The sequence below is a fragment of the Microtetraspora fusca genome, from assembly GCF_001570365.1.
Lineage (GTDB): Bacteria > Actinomycetota > Actinomycetes > Streptosporangiales > Streptosporangiaceae > Microtetraspora > Microtetraspora fusca.
Map to the genome: position 1 here is coordinate 94587 of NZ_BBYK01000056.1, position 22134 is coordinate 116720.

19 protein-coding genes are annotated in these 22134 nt (G+C 71.0%); 14 read left to right on the plus strand and 5 right to left on the minus strand.

Annotated features, from left to right (window positions below):
• Window positions 1-72 precede the first annotated feature (72 nt).
• Together AWQ68_RS25400 and AWQ68_RS25405 are read right to left on the minus strand one after the other, a co-directional pair.
• On the minus strand, window positions 73-960 hold the full coding sequence (locus AWQ68_RS25400; protein ID WP_066944433.1) for an NAD(+)/NADH kinase: 888 nt from the start codon (window positions 958-960) through the stop codon (window positions 73-75).
• 301 nt (window positions 961-1261) lie between these two features.
• The gene (locus tag AWQ68_RS25405; protein WP_218007022.1) at window positions 1262-2524 is read right to left on the minus strand and encodes an MFS transporter; all 1263 of its coding nucleotides are present in this window, start codon (window positions 2522-2524) and stop codon (window positions 1262-1264) included.
• Window positions 2525-2600: 76 nt separating this feature from the next.
• Here AWQ68_RS25405 and AWQ68_RS25410 point away from each other — a divergent pair, with 76 nt between their 5' ends.
• The gene (locus AWQ68_RS25410; protein ID WP_066944435.1) at window positions 2601-3347 is read left to right on the plus strand and encodes an AraC family transcriptional regulator; all 747 of its coding nucleotides are present in this window, start codon (window positions 2601-2603) and stop codon (window positions 3345-3347) included.
• 144 nt (window positions 3348-3491) lie between these two features.
• Window positions 3492-3950, plus strand: a complete 459-nt coding sequence (locus AWQ68_RS25415; protein WP_066944436.1) for a winged helix DNA-binding protein — start codon at window positions 3492-3494, stop codon at window positions 3948-3950.
• A 78-nt stretch (window positions 3951-4028) separates the two neighbouring features.
• On the opposite strand, the gene AWQ68_RS25420 is transcribed toward AWQ68_RS25415, so the two are convergent.
• Window positions 4029-4685 (minus strand): TetR/AcrR family transcriptional regulator, encoded by a 657-nt coding sequence (locus AWQ68_RS25420; protein ID WP_218007023.1) that lies wholly within the window; start codon window positions 4683-4685, stop codon window positions 4029-4031.
• Window positions 4686-4774: 89 nt separating this feature from the next.
• Between AWQ68_RS25420 and AWQ68_RS25425 the strand changes: the two genes are divergently transcribed.
• Window positions 4775-5794, plus strand: a complete 1020-nt coding sequence (locus AWQ68_RS25425) for an aldo/keto reductase (RefSeq protein WP_066944438.1) — start codon at window positions 4775-4777, stop codon at window positions 5792-5794.
• A gap of 58 nt (window positions 5795-5852) precedes the next feature.
• Here the strand turns inward: AWQ68_RS25425 and AWQ68_RS25430 are convergent, their stop codons facing one another.
• Complete coding sequence (locus AWQ68_RS25430) at window positions 5853-6230, minus strand: hypothetical protein (protein ID WP_066944439.1); 378 nt, start codon at window positions 6228-6230, stop codon at window positions 5853-5855.
• Between the two features lie 354 nt (window positions 6231-6584).
• Here AWQ68_RS25430 and AWQ68_RS25435 point away from each other — a divergent pair, with 354 nt between their 5' ends.
• Window positions 6585-7595, plus strand: a complete 1011-nt coding sequence (locus AWQ68_RS25435; RefSeq protein ID WP_066944440.1) for a TolB family protein — start codon at window positions 6585-6587, stop codon at window positions 7593-7595.
• Between the two features lie 269 nt (window positions 7596-7864).
• On the opposite strand, the gene AWQ68_RS25440 is transcribed toward AWQ68_RS25435, so the two are convergent.
• On the minus strand, window positions 7865-9547 hold the full coding sequence (locus AWQ68_RS25440) for a LamG-like jellyroll fold domain-containing protein (RefSeq protein WP_066944441.1): 1683 nt from the start codon (window positions 9545-9547) through the stop codon (window positions 7865-7867).
• A gap of 649 nt (window positions 9548-10196) precedes the next feature.
• On the opposite strand from AWQ68_RS25440, the gene AWQ68_RS25445 reads away from it, so the two are divergent.
• From AWQ68_RS25445 to AWQ68_RS25490, 10 genes are all read left to right on the plus strand, one after another.
• Window positions 10197-12389, plus strand: coding sequence for a glycoside hydrolase family 18 protein (locus AWQ68_RS25445; protein ID WP_066944442.1), 2193 nt, complete (start codon window positions 10197-10199; stop codon window positions 12387-12389).
• Window positions 12390-12640: 251 nt separating this feature from the next.
• The gene (locus tag AWQ68_RS25450) at window positions 12641-13756 is read left to right on the plus strand and encodes a GntR family transcriptional regulator (protein WP_218007024.1); all 1116 of its coding nucleotides are present in this window, start codon (window positions 12641-12643) and stop codon (window positions 13754-13756) included.
• A gap of 51 nt (window positions 13757-13807) precedes the next feature.
• On the plus strand, window positions 13808-15097 hold the full coding sequence (locus AWQ68_RS25455; protein ID WP_066944446.1) for an ABC transporter substrate-binding protein: 1290 nt from the start codon (window positions 13808-13810) through the stop codon (window positions 15095-15097).
• A 2-nt stretch (window positions 15098-15099) separates the two neighbouring features.
• Window positions 15100-16044, plus strand: coding sequence for a carbohydrate ABC transporter permease (locus tag AWQ68_RS25460; protein WP_066944564.1), 945 nt, complete (start codon window positions 15100-15102; stop codon window positions 16042-16044).
• Window positions 16037-16849 carry a carbohydrate ABC transporter permease gene (locus tag AWQ68_RS25465; protein ID WP_066944447.1) on the plus strand — a complete coding sequence of 271 codons (813 nt, stop codon included), beginning with the start codon at window positions 16037-16039 and terminating at the stop codon, window positions 16847-16849. Before AWQ68_RS25460 ends, AWQ68_RS25465 begins: the two co-directional genes overlap by 8 nt.
• Window positions 16850-16879: 30 nt before the next feature.
• Window positions 16880-17887 (plus strand): Gfo/Idh/MocA family protein, encoded by a 1008-nt coding sequence (locus AWQ68_RS25470; protein ID WP_084464389.1) that lies wholly within the window; start codon window positions 16880-16882, stop codon window positions 17885-17887.
• Window positions 17884-18654 carry a sugar phosphate isomerase/epimerase family protein gene (locus tag AWQ68_RS25475; RefSeq protein WP_084464390.1) on the plus strand — a complete coding sequence of 257 codons (771 nt, stop codon included), beginning with the start codon at window positions 17884-17886 and terminating at the stop codon, window positions 18652-18654. The genes AWQ68_RS25470 and AWQ68_RS25475 overlap by 4 nt, the downstream gene beginning before the upstream one ends.
• Window positions 18651-20084, plus strand: a complete 1434-nt coding sequence (locus AWQ68_RS25480) for a beta-N-acetylhexosaminidase (protein WP_169808985.1) — start codon at window positions 18651-18653, stop codon at window positions 20082-20084. Before AWQ68_RS25475 ends, AWQ68_RS25480 begins: the two co-directional genes overlap by 4 nt.
• Window position 20085: 1 nt before the next feature.
• Window positions 20086-21111, plus strand: coding sequence for an NAD-dependent epimerase/dehydratase family protein (locus tag AWQ68_RS25485; protein WP_066944454.1), 1026 nt, complete (start codon window positions 20086-20088; stop codon window positions 21109-21111).
• Window position 21112: 1 nt separating this feature from the next.
• Window positions 21113-22120 (plus strand): dihydrodipicolinate synthase family protein, encoded by a 1008-nt coding sequence (locus AWQ68_RS25490; RefSeq protein ID WP_066944456.1) that lies wholly within the window; start codon window positions 21113-21115, stop codon window positions 22118-22120.
• Window positions 22121-22134: the final 14 nt, after the last annotated feature.

Genomic DNA, 22134 nt, shown 5'->3' on the forward strand with positions numbered 1-22134 from the left:
CGGGTCAACCGTATGGACCAGGGGGTTTCCCACGGGAGAAGGCGTTCCGCCGTCTCGGTGGTAGGGCTGGCCCTACTGTCCGTCGGCGTCCGCCGCGTCGGCCTGGACCGCCAGCAGCTCCGCCGAGTCGGTGAGGCTGAGCTTCCTGCGTACGCGTTCGTAGAACGTGGTCAGGCCGAGCCGTACGACGTGGGCGGCGGCGGGCCGGGGGCGGATGCCGATGCGGTCGCCGGGCTCGACGTAGCCCGCCACGTTCCCGTCCACCTCGACGGCGAGCCGCCCGCTGGTCGGTAGCACGGCCAGTTCGACGGTGTCCCGCAGCGACAGCACCACCCCGCGGTTGCTCGCGGAGTGCGGGGCGGCCGGGGTCACGAGCAGGGCCTCGACCTCGGGGTTCACGATCGGGCCCCCGGCCGAGAAGCTGTAGGCGGTGGACCCGGTCGTGGTCGCGACGATGACGGCGTCGCCCGCGTAGCCGATGAACGGCCGGCCGTCCACGCGCACCGCCACGACGGCGCTTTTTTGCCCGGGGACGCGGACCACCGCGACGTCGTTGAAGGCGGTGACGCCCCGGGAGCCGAGGACGGCGTCCACGGCCAGCCGGGGCTCGATCGTGTAGCGCCCGGCGTCGATGGCCGACAGCGCGCCGTGCAGGTCGGGAACGTCGACCTCGGCCAGGAATCCGAGCTTGCCCACGTTCACCCCGAGGACGGGGGCGCACTGCCGGTCGGCCAGCCGCATCGCCCTGAGCATGGTGCCGTCGCCGCCGAGGCTGATCAGGAGCTCCGACCGCGGGCCCAGCTCCTCGGGCGGCACCGGGACCACCGCGTGGTCGAGCCGCTGAACCTCGTCCTGGACGCCGAGGACCAGCGCGTCCCTGCGAGCGGCCCACTCCAGGATCGCGACGACCGCCCCGGCGCAGTCGCGCCGGGGGTGCAGAACCAAGCCGACAGTGCGCATGACGGCGAGCCTCCGTGGTCCGGCCCGGGGGACGCGGGCGCCGTTCCGCGCTGGTGAACGCGGTCCGCTGCTCTTCGCCCAGGGCGGCGCTCGCTCATCACCGGGGGAGCGGTGCCGCCACACCCGCCGCCTTCGGAGTTCCCGCCGAGTCGGAATCTGATTTATCTCAGAAATGACATTTTAGTGATGAGGAGTCGGATCTCTGGAGGCGGCCCGCGGCAACCGGCCGTGCTGTGGCCGCCGGTCGCGGCATGTCCTGGTTCGCGTCTGTGATGACGGGGCCCTGGGCGCCGGGCGGCTCTCAGCGGGGGCGGGAGAGGAACAGCCCCAGCCCCACGGCCGGGAGCGGCACCATGCACAGGATCGTGAAGACCCCCTCCGGGCCGTACGCCTCGGCCGCGGCACCCAGGGCGGGGGCGGCCAGGCCGCCGACGCTCACGGCGAGCCCGAGCGTGACGCCGGCGGCGGTGCCCGGCCGGTTCGGCAGGTAGTCCTGGCCCAGCTTGACGAGCACGGCGAACGGGATGTTGATCGCGATCCCGGCGAGTACCGCGAACAGCAGCGGGAGGTAGGGGCCGGGCGCGATACGCAGGAGGACGAGCGCCGGGACGGCCAGCACACTGCCGAGCTGCACCGTACGGACGAGGCCGATCCGGTCGGCGATGCGCCCGCCCAGCACCGTTCCGGCGACCCCGCCGACCAGGAACCCGGCCAGCGCCGTACCCGCGACGCCGCGCCCGGCGTCCAGGTGCCTGATCCAGAACAGCTCGATGAAGGTGAGCACGCCGAAGAACACCACCGAGCGGACGATCTCGACGCCGGTGAGCACCATGAAGGGCGCCCACCTGTCGGTCCCCGACCGGCCGGCCGCCTGTACGGCGACGGCCGCGGGCCGGTTCCTGAGCAGGACGAAGGCGATGAGCACGGCGGGCGGGATGAACAGCGCCGTCGCGCCGACGCCCATCGCCATCAGCGCGGGGGTGGCGAGGACCGGCGCCAGGAAGAACCCGACGCTGCCTCCCGCGGCGAAGACGCCCATCGCCGTGGTGCTCTCACCGGCCACCTCCCGGGCCGCCTTGCCCGCCGAGGGGTGGAACATCGCCACCCCGAGCCCGGAGAGCAGGATCAGCGTCCACACCGCCGCGTACGACTGCACCAGCCCGGACAGGCCGAGCCCGAGCCCGGCGAGGGCGACGCCCGCGGCGGCGAGCCAGCCCAGGCGGAAGCGGTCGACCGCGAGGCCGATGAACGGCTGCGGGATCGAGCTGCCCAGGGCCGCCGCCAGGGTGAGCCCGGAGGCGGCCACATATCCGTAGTGCCGGTCGAGCACGAAGTACGGCACGCAGGCCGGGACCAGTCCCTGGTAGAGGTCGTCGACGGCGTGCGCGGCGGCCCACACCCAGATGCGCCGCCCGGGGGAGGCCGGGGCCGTTTCGTCGCCGTCCTGCCCGTGTGGTCGCGCCGTCCCGGCCGCCTCGGCCGCTCCGCTGAGTCCGGCGGGCCTGGTCGGCCCGGCTGGTCCGGCTGGTCCGGCTGGTCCGGCTGTCTCGGTTGTTTCGGTCACTGAGGGTCTCCTTGTCGTTGCCCGAACGAGCATTTCGGAGGACCACATCAGCGGGCTAGCGATACTCTGCCGTCTTATGTCGACAACCAGCCAACGTGGCCACGGCGGGCCGGTGCGCATCCCGCTGGCGCACCGGGAGCGCATCGACTGGCACGACCACGCCGAGCATCAGCTCATCGCCCCGCGTCTCGGCGTGCTGCGCATCTCCACCCCGACGGGGACGTGGGCCGTGCCCCCTCATCGGGGCGTGTGGATCCCGGCGGGCGTGCCGCACGCGCACGAGGCGTACGGCCCCACCGAGATGCGGGCGATCGTCTTCGACCGCACGGTCAACCCGCTGCGGGCGGACTGCCCGACGGTCCTGGCGATCACGCCCCTGCTGCGGGAGGTCGTCATCGCCCTCACCGACGAGGGCGACCTGACCGCCGGGCAGCGGCGCAACCTGGAACGCGTGGTCCTCGACCAGCTCCGCCGGGTTGAGGCGCTCCAGGTCTTCCTGCCGTCCCCGTCCGACCCGAGGCTGCGGGACATCGCCGTGATCCTGGACGCGGACCCGGCCGACGGCCGCACGCTCGCCCAGCTCGGCACGGCGGTCGGGGCGTCCGAACGCACGCTGAGCCGGTTGTTCCGGAGCGAGACCGGCATGAGCTTCCCTCAGTGGCGAGCCCAGTTGCGGCTGCACCGCTCGCTCACTCTGCTCGCCGCGGGCGCGTCGGTGACCTCGATCGCCGCCGCCTGCGGCTACAGCGGACCCAGCGCCTTCATTCACGCTTTCAAGCACGCCTTCGGCACCACCCCGGGCGCGTACGGCACGGACGACTGATCCGGCGCCGGCCCCGCCTCCCAGTGACCTGCACGGCAGACACCATCGGCTGACCGGCGCCGGCCGCTCCGTGTTGACCTCAAGCATGCTTGAGGTTCTACGGTCGTCCCTGTTCCGGTGTTGTGTGGAAAGGGGTGTGTCGGCGTGACGATCAAGGAGTACCCGCAGGAAGTGGTGGCCGCCCAGCCCATCGGGGCGTGGAGCGGCGAGGCGTACCGGCGGGTGGTGGGCGCCCTTCGTGGGGAGCTGGCGCGGGAGAACCTCACCCAGCCTCATTGGTGGACGCTGAACCATGTCGCCGGGGAGCCCGGCACGTGGACCAGGGAAGCGCTGACCGAGCGGCTGACGCCGTACGAGGACCTCGGGATCGGCTTCGACGGCGTGTTCGACGACCTGGTCGCCCGCGGTTGGATGACCGAGGACGCGGGGGTCATGACGCTGACCGAGGCGGGTGAGGCCGGGCGTCTCCGGGCCCGCGAGCGCAACCTGCGGGTCCACGAGCGGACGCACGACGGCATCGACACGGCCGACTACGTGACCACGGTCAACGTCCTGCGCCGGATGGTCGCGAACCTGGGCGGGAACGGCGACCTGCCCGACTGAGGTCCCATGCCTCGCAGACGCTGCGCAGGCCGGATCGCGGCCGGGGTGCCCGGCCGCGATCATCTGCCCGGCCGATCGTCAGTGCGGTCGGCGGAGTCCCGCGATGAGGATCCCGACCAGTCGACGCGCGTCGTAGCGGGGATCGCTGTCCGCGCCTATGCAGAGGTTCCCGACGCCGCGCATGAGCTCGTAGGCCTCCAGGTCGGATCGGATCTCGCCGGAACCGGCCGCGGCGTCGAGCAGCTCGGTGCACACGGGCACGAGACGGTCGAGGAAGTAGGCGTGCAGGGCGTCGAAGCCGGCGTCGTCGGACCGCAGCGCGGCGGCGAGTCCGTGCTTGGTGACCAGGAAGTCGACGAAGAGGTCGATCCATCGCCCCAATGCGGCGTAGGGAGTCACGCTGGTCGCCAGCAGCGCTGGACCGGCCTCCACGCAGGCCTCGACCTGGTGCCGGTAGACCGCGATGATGAGATCCGCTCGAGTCGGGAAGTGACGGTAGATCGTGGCCGTCCCGACGCCGGCCTTGGCCGCGATGTCGCGTACCGGCGCTTCCACGCCCGACGTCACGAAGATCGCGGCGGCCGCGTCGAGCAGGGTCTCCTTGTTGCGCCGCGCGTCCGCCCGTTTGGGCCGGGCCGCGTGCCCTGCGCCACGGTCGCCGTCGTTCACTTCGCCGTTCCCTCCACCATCGAGATTGCTAAACGGGACAACGTTCCGTATCTTCAAGCGGGACATGGTTCCGTTTGCTCATGATGCCAGAGCAGGGGACCGGCGACCAAGCCACGCGTCGCCACCACACTTCACCCGCAATGGAGGAGACGGTCATGCAGTACCGCACCTTGGGTCGTACCGGTGTGCAGGTCAGCTCCCTCGCGCTCGGCGCGATGAACTTCGGTGCGATCGGACGCACCACCCAGGACGAGGCCACCGCCATCGTCGACGCCGCCATCGAAGCCGGGATCAACCTCATCGACACCGCCGACATGTACAGCGGCGGCGGGTCGGAAGAGATGGTCGGTAAAGCCATCGCCGGTCGCCGCGACGACATCGTGCTGGCCACGAAGGCGACCATGCCCATGGGCGACGAGCGCAACCATCGGGGCAGTTCGCGCCGCTGGCTGGTCACGGCGCTGGACGACAGCCTGCGCCGCCTCGGCGTGGACCACGTCGATCTCTACCAGATCCACCGGTGGGACCCGAGCACCAGCGACGAGGAGACGTTGTCGGCTCTGACCGACCTGCAGCGCGCGGGAAAGATCCGCTACTTCGGCTCCTCGACCTTCCCCGCGTACCGCATCGTGCAGGCGCAGTGGGCCGCCCGCGAGCACCGCCTGAGCCGGTACGTCACCGAACAGCCCAGCTACTCGATCCTGCAGCGCGGGATCGAGAGCCACGTACTGCCCGTGACCGAGGAGTACGGGCTCGGCGTGCTGGTGTGGAGCCCGTTGGCCTCGGGCTGGCTGTCGGGAGCGATCCGTGAGGGCCGGGAGATCGCCACCCACCGCTCGACGTTCATGCCGCAACGCTTCGACACCGCCATTCCGTCCAACCGGGCCAGGCTGGACGCCGTCGAGCGGTTGGCCGGCGTCGCCGACGAGGCCGGCCTGACGGTGATCCAGCTCGCGCTCGGATTCGTGACCGCGCATCCCGCCGTGACCAGCGCGATCATCGGTCCCCGCACGCTGGACCACCTGCACTCGCAACTCGCGGCCGCCGACACCGTGCTCTCCGCCGACGTGCTCGACGCGATCGACGCGATCGTCGCCCCCGGCACCGACCTCGCGGCACACGAGAAGTTCGACACTCCGCCCGCGCTGCTCGACCCGTCACTGCGACGTCGCTGACCGCCCGAGGGGCAGCCTCCACGTCCTCTGACCTCGCGGCGCTCGGCCTCGCCTGATGTCACACAGGTGTGTACGGCGTCCAGGCGATGACGAATGCGGTGACCAGCAGGAGTGGCAAGACCTGCACCAACGCGATGTCCCGTCGGTGACGCCTCCACGCGACGACGGCAACCGCCAGCAGAATCAGGGCCACGACCGCCGATGACGTGTAAGCGGCAGCGGAACGGAAGTTCATCTCCGCCAGCCATTCGGCGGGGGTCGGGTCTTCCCGCCCATCACACCAGACACTGGCCCCATCACAGAGCTTTCCCCGGAGGTGAACACTGCTTCGAACCCACCCCGCCACCAACAGGAGGAGCATGTCTCCCATCAGGATCGCACCGGCGGACACGACTCGCTGGGTGGCGGGAACTTCCCCGGCCTTGTGATCCTTCACCCCTCGATCGTACGGAAGGCATGCCTGCATCCCGCCCTGCCGGAGACGCCGACGCCGTCCGCGACCACCTGCGGGACTACGTCGTCGTCACTTGGGAGCGGTGCTGGCCGCGGACGAGGTGGGGCCCGGCGTGCTGAAGGCGGTCAGGAGCATGCGGCGAGCAGCTTCTTGGTGGCCGCGTCGGCCTTGCGAAGGGCGGAGACCTCGGCGGCTGATCGGCTTGCGGGCTCCTTGCGGTGTGGGCGGCAGGCTTTGATCAAGCGCTCTGCAAGCGGGTGAGCTTTCACTGCGTGCACAAGCCCGGGAGGCACCGCCAAGCCGGACCGGGACCTGCCCGTCATCCCAGGAGATCCGATGAAGCACACCACACCTGGCCCGGCCACCGCCACGCTCGCGTCGAAGCGGCGTGTCCTGTCCGGACTCGCCCTTGTCCCCATGGTGGTGACCCCTCTGCTGCTCGCGCCCGACGCCGCTCTCGCCCGCACCGCCCCGGCCGCCGGGGCCGGGGGAGCCGGTGCGGTAGGGGCGGCCGCCGCGTCCACAAGTGCGGCGCCGAAGCCGCTCGAGGGGGTCGCCGTCTACTACAAGGAGGGCAAGGGCACGATCAGACGGTACGAGCCCGGTAAGGGGTTTACCAAGATCGGCAAGGCGCCGGACTTTTCGTCCCAGTTCTCCGCCTCGCCCGACGGAACGAAACTCGCCTGGATCACAGAGGACGGCCGGCTCCACGTCGGTGACGGGAGCACGGAGAAGGTCGTGGCCAAAGGCGCGGCCGCCGGGTTCCCCTGTCTCACGCCGGTCTGGTCTCCCGACTCCACCCAGGTCGCCTACTTCCCCAAGGCCAATGCCGACAAGTTGCCGCTGATGGTGGTCAACGCGGACGGCACGGGCGCACGCAAGGTCGGCGAGGTGCTCGGCGACTGCCACCTCGCCTGGTCCGCCGACGGGCGCCATCTTGCCGGGGCGTCCGGCTCCACTGACCGCGTCTACGTGTTCGACATGCGGACCGGGACCTCCGTCCGGGCCAAGGGCATCAAGCTGGCCAACCACGTGCAGAGCCTGTCGCCGGACGGCAGGAAGGTCGTGGTGCACGCGCTGTCGCCGGAGGATCCGTCGGGCGATGGGCTTTGGCCGGAGATGTTCAGGCCGACGGTCGTCGACACCGTCACCGGGAAGAAGGTGCCCATCTCGGTGAAGGGCCTGAAGATCGGCGCGTTCTACCTCGCCGACGGCCGCCTGGTGGTCCGCGTCGCCGGCCGCAAGTACAACACCCTGGTCGTGCTCGACTCGTCCGGCATGGAACTGCAGCGGCTCGCCGAGCCGGCGGAGGTGCGCGACCAGGGCATCCTCCAGATCGTCAGATGACCGGCACCGCCGGAACGGCCCCCGGCTCCCGACGAAAGAGCGGTCACGTCGTCGCGGCCGGCTCGGCACGGTGCTGCCTCTGTCTGAGCTCCATGCGCCAATGCCGCTTGGATAGTGGCTCCGGTGAGGTGTGGATTGGGACGACAGGGGAGCAGAGTTGGACGTCCTCTCCTTCCCTGTCCCCTCACCGGGGGCACGGCTTCACTCGAAGGTGCGGCCAGAACCCAGAACCCTGCGTAGAACCACCTGAACCCGGTCCCGTCTCTTTGTCAGCTGATGGGCTGGTTCATGTCGACCAGGATCTGGTCGCGGGTCAGGGCCACGTTGTAGACGCGAACCTCGTCGATCAACCCATGGAAGTATTCACCTCGGGAACTGCTGCCTATGCGCAAGGTGCTCCAGCTTGTATTGATCCCCTGGCCTGCGCCGCTGTGGCCTCCGACGAGTTCGCCATTGATGTAGAGGCGACCGCCATCCGGGCCGAAGGTGTAGGCGAGATGGCTCCAGGTGTTCAGCGGGAGGGCAGGCCCTCCCGCGCCCCAACACCCCGATGCTAGGCAGACCATTCCCTGCGGGATGTTGTCGAAGCTGGGCTGCATGGACGACCAGAGTCCGTAATCAAAGGACGTGGTCGTCCCCGCGTCCTTTGTCACCACAGCGCTCTTGAAGTTGAGTACGCCGTAGGACGCCGGCTTGACCCAGGCCTCGATGGTCAGCGCGCTGGCGGCCACAGGGGAGGAGGGTGACGGGGACACCTCCACCCAACTCGAGGTTCCATCGAAGGACAGCGCGTTTCCGTACTTCCCGATCGCCCAGGTGGTGTTTCGGGCGACGCCTTTGTTGTTCTGACCAGAGGAATCGCGAACGACGGTTCCGGTCCCTTCTTGCATGCCATAGGCCGCGAAGGGTATCGGATGGGGCGGCTTGACCACGCCGACGGCCTCGGGGGTCATCGGACCGGCCTGTCCCGCGCTGTCCACGGCGACGATCCGGTAGTAGTAGCGCGTCCCGACAGAACGACTCGGGTCCGTGTAGCCCGGCGTGGCGACCGTGGCGATGAGATTGCCGACCGAAGGCGTGAAACCGGGAGACGTGGAGCAGTGGATGCGGTAGGCGGCGATCCGCCTGTCGTCCTTGGATGCGCTCCAGGTGAGCTGAATGTCAGCTCTGTAGCCGCCCGCCGGAGCCGTCCCGCCGGTCGCGGTGAAGTCGCCTGGTTGGGTGGGCGGTGTGTCACGTGTCGTGAGCCCGTTCACCGAGGTGGCCATATCCGCCTGGATTCCACCGGCGTCGAGCGCTGCGTCGTAAATCCTCACCTCGTCGACACGACCCTTGACAGTGGCTCCGCCGGACTGCGGATTGAGCACCAGGGGTTGAGCATCGTAGGCGATGGTCTGAACGATGGAGCGATTGGCGATTTCGACCCCGTTGACGTAAAGGCGTACGGTGCTTCCGTCATAGGTGCCCGCCACATGACTCCAGGTATCGGGCGGCAGCGTCCGACTCGCAGTGACCGGGGCGGTACCCACGCGGAACGCCGCCAACCCGCTCAGGACCGTCAGGCCATATGACAGCGCGCTCGTCCCGTATTTTTTCGACAGGATCCAGAAGCTGGAGTTTCCGGTCGGCGAGGCCAATGACGATGGGTTCACCCAGGCTTCCACCGTTATTCCGTTGGCCGGGCGAAGGGATGGCGAATCGCTGATCGTGACCGAACTTGTCGGATCGGTGAAGGCAAGAGCCTGACCGAACGCTCCGTCCTCCCACAGGGGCTGGCTCACCGTGCCGTCATTACCGTTCCCCGAACTGTCGTGCACGATCGTGCCCGAACCTTCGTCGAGCGCGTACGACGCGACCGGCGCGGGTTGCGCCTCGGCCCTGCCGGGTAACGCGAGCAGGGTCGTGACGATCACCCCGGCGATCGCCCCGCGCCCGACTTTCATGAATCCCATGCGGTCCCCTCATGATGGATCCGACCTGAACCCGGTTTTCGTGCGCGCTCTGTCTTCTTGCTGAAATGCGCACACGGATTCCGAAGCAAGCGTCCACCGCCCCTGTATATCGGCGGTATATTTCGATGTTCCGCAGTCGAGTCAAGCCCGTATGTCCGAAGCCCGATGCCGTATAGATAGCAGTTGATCAGGGTCTTTGCTGGGCGGCCGACGGTGTGGACAAGAGTGTGACGGTCGGTGGACCCGCGTACCGGCGGTGCGCGACTTGGTGGAGGGTTCGGGGCCAGGAGGCGTCGGCTGGCTCAGGGGAAAGGCCACGCGGTAGGTGACCGAGCGGCGCACGATGCGGACAGTGCCGAGCGACTTGATCCTCCAGTCGAGTCAGATGCCGGGGCGGATTCGAGGAGGTGTCGCCGGCCGGCCGGTGCCGTGCCGGTTCCGGGGCGCGGCACCGGTGACGCGGATCGCCGACCTGTGAGGTCGCGCCCTGCGGCCCCGAGCGTCGGCGCGTGGTGCCAATTCATTCCATTTTTCTCCCTTCACTTCGGGGCTATGGTTTCGCCATCTCACGGATTCCTGTGTCCGGATATTTCGTCATCCGGCATTAATTCATTCCTGTGGAGGTGACTTTCCTGTGCCTTCTGGCCTTATGAGGATCGCCGGGGCGCTCGTGCTCGCCCTGGCGACTGTGCCGGCGGTCGCGGTCGCCGCTCAGGCGGCGGAGCCGCCGTCGGTGGTGATCGATTCATCCGAGACCGCGCCCGGCGTCGTACGGCTCGCCGGCCGGTTCACCGCGGCGTACGACGTGAACGTCGTGGTGAACGGCGAGCGGATCGAGCGTGCCAGGGTGAACGACCCGGACGCCGACGACAACGGGACGTGGTCCTACGACCTGGACACGAGCGACATCGACGGCGAGATCGAGGTCTACGCCAAGGCCACGGTGGCGGAGACGCGGTACGGCACCTGGTCGCAGCCGCTGCGGCTCACGGTCGACAACCCGCGGGCCAGGTCGCCGAAGGTGTCGATCGCCGAACCGGCCGACGGGGCCCGGCTGACCCGGCCCACACCCGTACGGGTGAAGGTCGCCGGAAATGACGTGCGCTCGGTGCGGGTCCGGATCAACGGCGGTCCCTGGCAGCGCGCATCCGGCGCGGCCGGGCGGTACGTCGTCCTGGTGAACCCGGCGAAGTACGGCGACGTCATGGCGAGCCTGGAGGCGGAGGCGGTCGACGCGCGCGGCCACGTGTCCCGGTCGGCCAGCACCTACGTGGCGTTCGGCGCGGCGAAGAAGGAGCGCCCGGAGCGGCACCGGCAGGACCGGGCGATGTGGATCTGGGAGAAGGCCTCCTACAACCTGGTGCTCAACGCCGGGTCCCGCCGCCTGCTGGAGACCGTCCTCGCGCCCGGCTCGACGATGTACCTGGGCGTGGACACGTACGCCGGGCGCGACATGATCGAGGACGCGCGTCCGCAGCTGCGCGACCTCGTCGCCTGGGCGCACGGCCGGGGGATGAAGGTGCACGCCACGGTGGCCGGCGGAACGCGGCCGCCCTACCTCGGGGCGCTCTCCCGCTACCGCGACCGGGCCGTCCGGGAGATGGAGCGGGTGCTCGACTACAACCTCTCGTCGGCGCCGGCCGAGCGTTTCGACGGGATCAACGTGGACATCGAGCCCTACATCCTGCCGTGGTTCAACAGCGCCAAGCCGGACGTGCAGGTCCAGTGGCTGGACACGCTGCGCGCGATGATCGCCCGCCGGGACGTGTCCGGGCAGCCGCTGCTGTTCGGCCCCGCCGTGCCCCGCTGGCTGGACACCTCCGCCTGCTGCACGGACATCACGTACGGCGGGACCACCCGCACGATGGCCGAGCACATCCAGGACATGACGGACTACATCGCGATCATGGACTACCGGGACCAGGCGGACGGCTCCGCGGGGATCATCGCGCAGGCCGCCGACGAGATCGCGTACGCTGAGCGGATCGGCAAGCCGGAGTCGGTGGTGGTCGGGGTGGAGACCCTCGACATCGCGACCAGCGGCGACCCGTCCAGCATCACCTTCCGTGAAGAGGGCAGGGACGTTTTGGAGACCGAGCTGGCGAAGGTCTACCAGGCGTTCTCCGGCAGCCCCGCCTTCGCCGGGGTGGCGCTGCACCACTACGACTCCTACCGGGAGCTGCCCACGGTGTGGGGCGCGTCCGCGCGGTGGCCCGACCTGCCCGCCGACTCCGGCCCGCCCACGGGCGTCGAGTCGCCGCCGAAGGCCGTCGCGTTCGACCACGCCACCGTCGATCTGACGTACGGGCGCGCGTACGACGACACCGAGGTCGAGTTCTACGAGGTGCACCGATCGACGGATCCGCGCTTCACGCCGGGGCCGGGCACCGTCGCCGGGCGGGCGCGCGGCCTGACCTACACCGACGCCGGACTGCTGCCCGGCACCACGTACACGTACCGGATAGTGCCGGTGGACGTGGCGGGACACCGCGGCCCCGCCTCCGCCCCGGTCACCGTGACGACCGGGACCACCGACCTGCGCCCGATGGTGGTGGAGTCGATGGCCGTCACGCTGGAGGGCGGCGCGGCGCGGGTGCGGCTGCGCGTCGTCGACAAGGAGACCGGGCGGCCGGTGGCCGCGACCGTGCGCGGCCGGTTCACCTTCTCCGGGGGACGGTACGTGACGGTGACGGCGGACGCCGACGGCCGGGCCACGGCGACGTCCGAGGGATTGAAACTGCCGACGGGCGAGATCGGCTTCGCCGGCCACCGGCTGACCGCCCCCGGCCACTACTGGGCCGCCGCCTACGACCGGGACCGGGAGGTCACCGCCCGCTGGTGATTCGCTTCCCGCGGCCTCCCCGCAGCGGGAGGCCGCGACCCACAGATGATCGGAGCTGACCGACGGCCGGAGCTGACCGTCCGCCGGTGACCCTCGCCTGTCCAGGGCCGCCTCCCCGCCGGAGGCGGCCCTTTCCTGTGCCGGTCATTGGGATAAATTCATTCCGTTTAACCGCGAAATATGGGGTGAATTTAGGATTGACATTACGGACATATGGCGAGAAGAATCCCGTTATGGAGCCACCTGATGGAATGAATTCCCTCCCAAGGGGACGGCGATTCCGCACCCTGGCCGCACGCCTGCGGCAGGAGATCGTGCAGGGTCGCTGGCCGGTCGGCGGCAGGCTGCCGACCGAGGCCGAGCTGGCGCAGACCTACTCGGTCGGGGTGAACACGGTGCGCCGCGCGGTCGACCTCCTGGTCGAGGAGGGGCTCGTCCGGCGGCGGCAGGGGTCGGGCACGTTCGTGACCGCCTCCGCCACCACGGGGGCCAGGCCGCGCCTCATCGGCGCGCTCGTTCCGTCGAACACCTACTACTTCCCCCAGGTCGTCCAGGGCATCGAGCGGGCGGCCACCGCCGCCGGCGTCCAGCTCGTGCTCGCGTGCTCCAACTACGACCCCGGCGTCGAGCTCGCGCAGATCCAGCAGCTCGTCGACGTCGGGGTCGCGGGCCTGCTGCTGGTGCCCAACCTGCACCTCGCCGCGGACCCCGCCGCGCACCTGGCCCGGCTGCGCGAGCTGCCCGTGCCGTACGTGCTGGTGGAGCGGAGGCCGTCCGACCCCCGCCCGGCCGACCCCACCTCCTACGTCTGCACGGACGTGCACGGGGGCGGCTACGCCGCGGTCCAGCACCTGAGCGGGCTCGGCCGCGGCCGGATCGGCTACCTCGGCCGGATCGGCACCGCCACGTCCGAGCAGGTCTTCGCCGGGTACCGCCAGGCCGTGGCCGACCTCGGACTGCCGGAGATCCCGGAGGCCGTGGCCCGGCAGCCCGTCTGGACCGGCAACGACATGCTCGCGTTCGCCAACGCCTGCGTCACCCACAAGGTCCGCGCGGTGGTGTGCCTCGGTGACCGCGAGGCGACCGCGCTCCTGCCTTACCTGCGCCGGGTCGGCCTGAACGTCCCGGACGACGTCGCCGTCGTCGCCTACGACGACGAGGTCGCCGACCTGTCCGAGGTGCCGCTCACCGCCGTCTCCCCGCCCAAGGCGGAGGTCGGGCGCATGGCCACGGAGCTCCTGCTCCGCCGGATCGAGCTCGGCTCCGTCGCTCCCGTCTGCCGCGTCGTGCTGCAGCCCCGCCTGGCCGTACGGGCCTCCTGTGGCGCCGCCTCCGGCAGCCTCGTCGAGGTCCGCGTCCCCATGTGACGCCGGCCGCGTCTTCCTCACCCCCTTCCCCCCTTCCTGCTGGAGGTCCTCATGAGAGTGCGCATGCTCGCCGCCGCGGCGGTGGCCGTCCTGACCGTCGGCGGCACGGCCGCGTGCGGCGGCTCCGCCGACGACTCGGGAGCGGTCACGCTGAAGCTCGGCTTCTACGCCGCCGCCGGTGACCCGGCCGACACGACCATGCGCGAGCTCGTCAAGGAGTTCACGGCCGCCAACCCGTCGATCAAGGTCGAGCTTGAGGTCGCGCCGTACGTCAAGTTCTTCGAGCGGCTGCGCACCCAGATCGCCGGCGGCCAGGCGCCGCAGGTGTGGCTGTCGGACGGCGTACTCGTGCAGGAGTTCGCCGCGCGCGGCGCCCTCGCCGACCTGACCGACCGGGTCAAGACCGTGAACGCCGACGACTACTCCGGCATCGAGCTGAACCGGGACGCCAAGGGCCGGATCTACGGCTTCCCGCAGGGCGCCCAGACGCCGGTGCTGTTCTACAACAAGAAGCTGTTCGCCGACGCCAAGGTCGCCGAGCCGACGGCCGACTGGACGTACGACGACCTGGCCGCGGCGGCGAAGAAGCTGACCACGGACACGAACGGCGACGGCAAGCCGGACACGTACGGCTTCCGCGCCTACTCGCCGGGCTTCACCGAGAGCTGGTGGCCGATCATCAAGGCGTTCGGCGGCGACATCGTCACCGACGGCAACCGCAAGGTGGTCGTGGACAGCCAGCAGTCGAAGGCCGCGCTCGACTGGATGCTCGGCGCGATGGGCAAGGACGGGTTCGCCCCCGACTACGCGACCACCGAGGGCCTCGGCAAGGGCGTCGTGCACACGCTGTTCGCCACCGGCCGGGTCGCCATGTCGTACGGCATCTACGCCCGCAGCCTGCCCGCGACCACCGCGGGCGTCGACTTCGGGGTGGCGCCGATGCCGAAGGGCCCGGCCGGCCGCGGCAACGTCGCGATCGTCAACTCGTGGGTGGTCAACAAGACGGCCTCGGCGGCGCAGGCCGACGCGGCGTGGAAGTGGATCACCTTCTTCTCCGGCGAGGGCCCGCAGCGCAAGTGGGCCGAGCTGGGCGAGGCGATCCCGATCAACAAGAAGGTCGCCTCCACGGCCCTGCCCGCCGACCGCCATGCCTTCCTCGACTCGCTCGACGCGGCCACCGACCTCGGCGTCAACGCCGTGTGGTCGGAGTACACCGAGGCCCTGTCCAAGCGGATCAACGAGGCGCTGTCCGGAGCCACGCCCGTGGACACGGCGCTCACGGCCGGGCAGAAGGACGCCCAGGAGGTCATCGACCGCTTCTACGCGGGGCAGACGCAGTGACCGTGCTCACCGGAAGAGCCGGGAAGGCCGGGAAGGCCGGGAAGACGGCCGCCGACCGGCGGCCGTCCGCCCGCAAACGGCTCGCGGGGGAGCGGGCCTGGGCGATCGGCTTCGCCTCGCCCTACCTGCTCCACCTGGTCGCGCTGGCCGCCTGGCCGCTGCTCGCCTCGCTGTGGTTCAGCATGACGGACTACGACCTGGTCTCCTCGCCGAAGTTCATCGGGTTCGACAACTTCGTCCGGATGTTCAACGACGGCCTCTTCTGGCGGACGCTCGGCAACACGGCGTACTTCGCGGTGCTGTTCGTGCCGACCCAGACCGCCCTGGCCCTGGGCCTGGCGATCGCGCTCAACCAGCGGCTGCGCGGCATGGCCCTGTTCCGCGCTGCCTACTTCGTCCCGGTCGTCTCGTCGTGGGTGGTCGTCGCGTACGTCGCCGACGCCGTCTTCAACCCGCAGACCGGCCTCGCCAACCAGGTGCTCGACTTCTTCGGGCTGCCGGCCGAGAACTGGCTGCAGGACCCGGCGCTGGTCATCCCCACGCTCGCGGCGGTCGCGGTGTGGAAGGGCGTCGGCTACATGATGGTGCTCTTCCTCGCCGGCCTGCAGGCCATCCCGGAGGAGCGCTACGAGGCGGCGAAGATCGACGGCGCGTCGGCGTGGAACCGGTTCCGCTACATCACCCTGCCCGGCATCTCCGGCACCACGTTCCTGGTGCTGGTGCTCACCTCGATCGAGACGCTGCAGTCGTTCGAGCAGGTCTTCGTGATGACCGACGGCGGTCCGCACGGGGCGAGCGAGCTGACCGTGCTCCACCTCTACCGGCAGGGATTCCAGTTCTTCCAGATGGGCTACGCCTCGGCCATCGCGTGGGTGCTGTTCGTGCTCGTCCTCGCGCTCACCCTGGTGCAGTTCCGGCTCCAGCGCAGGTGGGTGCACTATGCGTAAGACCCTCTCCTACGTCCTGGTCACGGCGGGCGCGCTGGTCATGCTGGTGCCGTTCGTGGCCGCGCTCAGCAACTCGCTCAAGAGCTTCGCGCAGTACATCCAGGTGCCGCCGACGTGGATCCCCGACCCGATCCAGTGGGACAACTACGTGGAGGTGTGGCGGCGCACCCCGTTCGGGCTCTATCTGGTCAACAGCCTGGTGATCGCGGTCCTCGCCGTGGCCGGCAACGTGCTGACCAGCGCGGTGGTCGGCCACGCCCTGGCCCGGATGCGGCTGCCGGGCCGGCAGGCGCTGCTCACCATGGCGCTCGGGACCATGATGCTGCCGACCGTCATCACGATCGTGCCGAACTTCCTGCTGTTCCGCTCGCTGGGCTGGCTGGACACCCTGCTGCCGCTCATCGTGCCGTACTGGCTGGCCACGCCCATCGGGATCTTCCTGATGCGGCAGACCTTCCTCGGCATCCCGAAGGACTTCGAGGAGGCCGCGAGCCTCGACGGCGCCAACCCCTGGCAGGTGTTCTGGCGGATCCACGTGCCGCTGGCCAAGCCGGCGCTGGCCACGCTCGCGGTCTTCACGTTCACGACCTCGTGGAAGGCCGTGCTGGAGCCCACCATCTACCTCACCTCGCCGGAGAACTACACGCTGCCGGTCGGCGTGCTGAGCCTGAAGGGCCAGTTCGTCGGGAACGACCAGCTCGTCACGGCGGCCGCGATGATGAGCCTGCTGCCGATGCTGGTCGTGTTCGTCCTGGCCCAGCGCTATTTCGTCCGCGGAACCATGTCCGCGGGACTCAAGGGCTGAAGCGCCCCCATCCCTATCGGAAAGGAAATCGTGACCACATCATCCGGGCTGCGCCTGGGCGTCATCGGCGCGGGCACCATCGCGGAGTTCCACGTGGCCGCCGCCCGCCGGACGGCCGGACGGGCCAACGTCGTCGCGGTGTGCGACGTGCGGGCCGAGGCGGCGGAGAAGCTGGCCGCCGAGGCCGGGGCCCGCGCCTTCACCGACCACCAGGCGATGATCGACGCGGGCGGCCTCGACGCCGTCGTGATCACCGTCCCGCACGCCCTGCACGCCCCGATCACCCTGGACGCGGCCGCGGCCGGGCTGCACGTCCTGCTGGAGAAGCCGATCGCCACCACGCGTGAGGACGCGATCCGCATGATCGACGCCTGCCGCGCGGCCGGTGTCGTGTTCGCGGTCGGGCACGTCCTGCGCTTCGTCCCGACGCTGCGCGCCGCGGCCGCCTACCTCGCCTCCGGCGAGATCGGCGGCGTCGTGGTGGCCTCGGAGCGGCGTACCGCCGACTACGCCGACCCCGCGCGGCCCCGCTGGTTCCTCGACGCGGGCATGGCCGGCGGCGGCATCGTGCTCAACGTCGGCACCCACAGCATCGACAAGCTCCAGATGCTCGTCGGCTCGCCGATCGTCGAGGTCACCGCCCACACGGCCGCGCCCGAGGGCGGATCGGTCGAGACGGAGGCCGTCGCGCTCGCCCGGCACGCCGACGGCACCCGTTCGACGATCTCCGTCACCGGCACCGGCCTGCCGTTCACCGACGAGGCCGAGATCGTGTGCGGCGAGGGCGCGGTACGGATCAGCCGCGGCGAGGGCGTCTGGTCCTTCCGCAGAGGGGCCGCCTCCCAGGTGGCCGCGCCCGAGCCCGGCGAGATGGCCGCCGCGTTCGCCGCCCAGCTCGCCGACTTCGCGCGGGCCTGCGCGGAGGGGAGCACGCCCGAGGTCACGCCCGAGTACGCGCTGTCGGTCCTCGACGTCGCCCTCGCCGTCTACGAGTCATCCCGTCAAGGTTCCACCGTCACAGTGAAGGGACACCTGTGAACCCGCTCGCGTTCAGCACGCTCGGCATGCCGGGCGCCCCCGCCGCCGACGTCATCGAGACCGCCTCCCGGTACGGTTGCGCCGGCGTGGAGCTGCGCTGCGCCGACGGCGAGATCGTCGCGCCGGACACGCCCACCGCCGAACTGCGCGAGATCGCCCGCGCGTTCTCCGCGGCCGGGGTCGAGATCGTCGCGGTCTGCTCCTACACCCGGGTGGCGCGGCCGGACGGCGACCCGGTCGCCGAGGTGCTGCGGCACGTGGAGATCGCCGAGGCCCTCGGCTCGCCGTACGTGCGGGTCTTCGGCGGAGTGGAGGGGCAGGCCGACCCGGCCGCCGCCGCGACTCGGAGGCTCGCGGAGGTGGCGGAGCGGCTGCCGGACAACGGCGTCGACGTGCTCCTGGAGACCCACGACGTCTTCCTCACCGGCGAGGCGATCGCCGGGGTCCTCGCCGGTGTCGGCTCGCCGCGGGTTGGCGCGCTGTGGGACGTGGTCAACCCGTGGCGGGCGGGGGAGAGCGCCGCGGCCACGGCGGACGTGCTCGCGCCGTACCTGCGGCACGTGCAGATCAAGGACGCGGCGGCGCCCACCGAGCTGGCGCCGGTGCTGCCCGGACGGGGCGCCGTCGGCGTGGCCGACGTGCTCGCCGAACTCGACCGCATCGGCTACTCCGGATATCTCGCGCTCGAATGGGAACGCGCGTGGTACCCCGACGCGCCGCCCGTCGGAGAGGCGCTCGCCGCCTTCCGCGAGGTGCTCGGGCGGTGATCCCCCAGGTCGCCTCCTTCATCCCCGGAGAAGGGCGGTTCCCGCTGGACCTCGGCGTGCGGGTGAGCGGCCCGCACGCCGAGGCGGCGCGCGGGCTGCTCGGGACCGCCGCGGACGGCGACGGCCCCGGAGAGATCGTCCTGGGCCTCGTGGACGACCCGACCCTCGGGGACGAGGGGTACACCCTCACCGTCACCCCCGGGGAGGTCCGGATCGCCGCGGCGACCGCCGCCGGGCTGCGCTGGGGCGTCCAGACGCTGCGCCAGCTCGACGGGCCCGGCGGCGTCCCGTGCTGCGCCGTACGCGACGTGCCGAGGTACGCCTGGCGCGGCGTCATGATCGACGTGGCGCGCTGGTGGCGTCCGGTGTCCTTCCTGCGCACGTACGTCGACCTGCTGGCGCTGCACAAGTTCAACGTCCTGCACCTGCACCTCACCGACGACCAGGGCTGGCGGTTCGAGGTGCGCGGGCACCCGCGGCTCACCGAGGTCGGGGCGCACCGGGCCGAGTCCTCGGCCGGCCACGCGCGGGACGGCAGATTCGACGGGACCCCGCACGGCGGCTTCTACACCCAGCGGGAGCTGCGCGACCTCGTCGATTACGCGGCCGCCCGCGGCGTGACCGTGGTCCCCGAGATCGAGTTCCCCGGGCACTCCCAGGCCGCGATCGCGGCCTACCCGTGGCTCGGTCACTCGTCCACGGAGCCCGTCGAGGTGCGGACCTCGTGGGGCATCTCGTCGCACGTGCTCAACGTGAGCGACCGCGCCGCCGGGTTCGCCCGGGACGTGCTCGACGAGCTGAGCGACGTGTTCCCGTCCCGGTACGTCCACATCGGCGGGGACGAGGTGCGCGGCGGCGAGTGGGCCGCCAGCCCCGAGGCGGCACGGCGCGTGGCGAGCGAAGGGCTCGCCGGGCCGGCCGCGCTGCTCGGCTGGTGGGGGCGGCTCCTCGCCGACCACCTGCGCGGGCTCGGCCGCCGCGCCGTGGCCTGGGACGACATGCTCGACCACGACCCGCCCGACGACATGGTGATCATGGCGTGGCGGGGCGTGGACCGGATCGAGGCGGCCCTGCGGGCCGGGCACGACGTGGTGGCGGCCCCGCACACCCACACCTACCTCGACTACGCCCAGTCCGACGCTCCAGGGGAGCCGCTCTGCATATCGGGGCCGCTCCTCTCCCTGGAAACCGCGTACGGATTCGACGCGGGGGAGGGCGTCCTCGGCATGCAGGCCCAGCTCTGGAGCGAGTACCTCCCCACGAAGGAACGCTTCGACTACAACGCCTTCCCCCGCCTGTGCGCCGTCGCCGAGGCCGCCTGGTCCTCCGGCCGGGACCTGGGCGACTTCACCCGGCGGCTGACCGCCCATCTGCCGCTTCTCGACGAGATGGGTGTGCGTTACCGGCGGCCTCACGACGAAGGAGTGTGAGATGTTCACCTCTGAACAGCAACTCGAGGACCGGCTGGCCACCCCGTCGGCCGCGCTGGTCGCCGACATGGGCCGGCTGGACGGCGACCTCGTCGTGCTCGGCGCGGGCGGCAAGATGGGGCCCAGCCTGGTCCGGCTGGCCCGGCGTGCCCTGGACGCCGCGGGACGCGGCTCCGCCCGCGTGTACGCGGTGTCACGCTGGTCGGACGAGGCCGCGGCCAAAGCTCTGACAGAGCAGGGCATCGACGTGGTGCGCCACGACCTGATGGGCGGCGGCGACCTCGCCGAGCTGCCCGACGCGGCGAACGTCGTCTTCATGGTCGGCGCGAAGTTCGGCACGTCGGCCGCGCCGTACCAGGCCTGGGCCGTCAACGCGGCGCTGCCCGCGGCCGTCGCGCGGCGCTACCGCGACTCGGCGATCGCCGCCTTCTCCACCGGCAACGTCTACCCGCTGGTGGACGTCTCCTCCGGCGGCAGCGCGGAGGAGGACCGGCCCGATCCGGTCGGCGAGTACGCGATGAGCTGCCTCGGCAGGGAGCGCGTCTTCGAGCACGCCGCCGCGACCTACGGCACCCGGGTCGCGATCCTTCGGCTCAACTACGCGGTGGATCTGCGCTACGGCGTGATCGCGGACATCGCCGCCGCCCTGGCGGCGGGCGAGCCGGTGGACGTCACGACCGGCCACGTCAACGTCGTGTGGCAGGGCTACGCGAACGAGGTGGCGCTGCGCGCGCTGCGGCACGCGCGCGATCCGGAGGCGTTCACGCTCAACCTGACCGGGCCCGAGACGGCCTCGGTGCGGCGTACGGCGACCCGCCTGGCCGCCGCGCTCGGCGTCGAGGCGACCTTCACCGGCAGGGAGAGCGGCACCGCGCTGCTGAACGACGCCTCCCGCTGCCACGGCCTCTTCGGCTATCCGGACGTGCCGCTGGACACGCTGATCGCCTGGCAGGCCGACTGGCTCTCGCGCGGGCTGCCGCTGTCGGGGAAGCCGACCAAGTTCGCGGTCCGCGACGGGAGGTTCTGAGATGTCGATCGACCTGCTCAGGGAGGGGACGGTCATCCCCGCCCACCCGCTGGCGCTGACCGAGCGGCGCACGCTGGACGAGCGCCGCCAGCGCGCGCTCACCCGCTACTACCTCGCCTCGGGCGCGGGCGGGGCGGCCGTCGCCGTCCACACCACGCAGTTCGAGATCCGCGAGGTGGGGCTGCTCAGGCCGGTGCTGGAGATCGCCGCCGAGGTGGTGGCGAAGGAGGCCGACCGGCCCTTCGTCATGGTCGCCGGAGCGTGCGGGGACACCGCCCAGGCGGTCGCGGAGGCGGAGCTGGCGGCCTCGCTCGGCTACCACGCCGTGCTGCTGTCGCCGAAGGTGCCCGGCGCCGGCGAGCCGGAGCTGCTGGAGCGGGCCAGGGCGGTAGGCGAGGTGCTGCCTGTCATCGGCTTCTACCTCCAGGAGGCGGTGGGCGGCCGCAGGCTGAGCCCGTCCTTCTGGAGGTCGCTGAGCGAGCAGGAGTCCCTGGTCGCGATCAAGATGGCGCCCTTCGACCGGTACCGCACGGTGGACGTGGTCAGGGCGGTCGCCGCCTCCGGGCGCGGTGACGACATCGCGCTCTACACCGGCAACGACGACAACATCCTGGCCGACCTGCTCACGCCGGTCCAGGGACGCCGCGTCGTCGGCGGCCTGCTCGGTCAGTGGGCGGTGTGGACCCGCTCGGCGGTGCTCATGTTCGAGGAGGTACGGCGGGCCTGGGCCGGGGACGACGAGGTCCTGCGCTCCCTGCTGGCCCGCGCCGCCGACCTCACCGACGCCAACGGCGCCGTCTTCGACGTGGCGGGCGGCTTCCACGGCTGCATCGCCGGGGTCCACGAGGTGCTGCGCGGGCAGGGCCTCCTGGCCGGCACCTGGTGCCTCGACCCGAACGAGGGGCTGTCCCCGGGACAGGCCGAGGAGATCGCCCGGGTGCGCGCCGCCTATCCCTGGCTGGTCGACGACGACTTCGTCGCCGCCCACCTGGACGACTGGCTGCGCTGACCGCCCCCGCCTTG

Excerpts from the sequence above, each read along its gene's own strand:
- AWQ68_RS25400 (WP_066944433.1), bottom strand. The coding sequence starts at position 960 with ATGCGCACTGTCGGCTTGGTTCTGCACCCCCGGCGCGACTGCGCCGGG.
- AWQ68_RS25410 (WP_066944435.1), top strand. The coding sequence starts at position 2,601 with ATGTCGACAACCAGCCAACGTGGCCACGGCGGGCCGGTGCGCATCCCG.
- AWQ68_RS25420 (WP_218007023.1), bottom strand. The coding sequence starts at position 4,685 with ATGTCCCGCTTGAAGATACGGAACGTTGTCCCGTTTAGCAATCTCGAT.
- AWQ68_RS25425 (WP_066944438.1), top strand. The coding sequence starts at position 4,775 with ATGCAGTACCGCACCTTGGGTCGTACCGGTGTGCAGGTCAGCTCCCTC.
- AWQ68_RS25435 (WP_066944440.1), top strand. The coding sequence starts at position 6,585 with ATGAAGCACACCACACCTGGCCCGGCCACCGCCACGCTCGCGTCGAAG.
- AWQ68_RS25440 (WP_066944441.1), bottom strand. The coding sequence starts at position 9,547 with ATGGGATTCATGAAAGTCGGGCGCGGGGCGATCGCCGGGGTGATCGTC.
- AWQ68_RS25445 (WP_066944442.1), top strand. The coding sequence starts at position 10,197 with ATGAGGATCGCCGGGGCGCTCGTGCTCGCCCTGGCGACTGTGCCGGCG.
- AWQ68_RS25450 (WP_218007024.1), top strand. The coding sequence starts at position 12,641 with ATGAATTCCCTCCCAAGGGGACGGCGATTCCGCACCCTGGCCGCACGC.
- AWQ68_RS25455 (WP_066944446.1), top strand. The coding sequence starts at position 13,808 with ATGAGAGTGCGCATGCTCGCCGCCGCGGCGGTGGCCGTCCTGACCGTC.
- AWQ68_RS25465 (WP_066944447.1), top strand. The coding sequence starts at position 16,037 with ATGCGTAAGACCCTCTCCTACGTCCTGGTCACGGCGGGCGCGCTGGTC.
- AWQ68_RS25485 (WP_066944454.1), top strand. The coding sequence starts at position 20,086 with ATGTTCACCTCTGAACAGCAACTCGAGGACCGGCTGGCCACCCCGTCG.
- AWQ68_RS25490 (WP_066944456.1), top strand. The coding sequence starts at position 21,113 with ATGTCGATCGACCTGCTCAGGGAGGGGACGGTCATCCCCGCCCACCCG.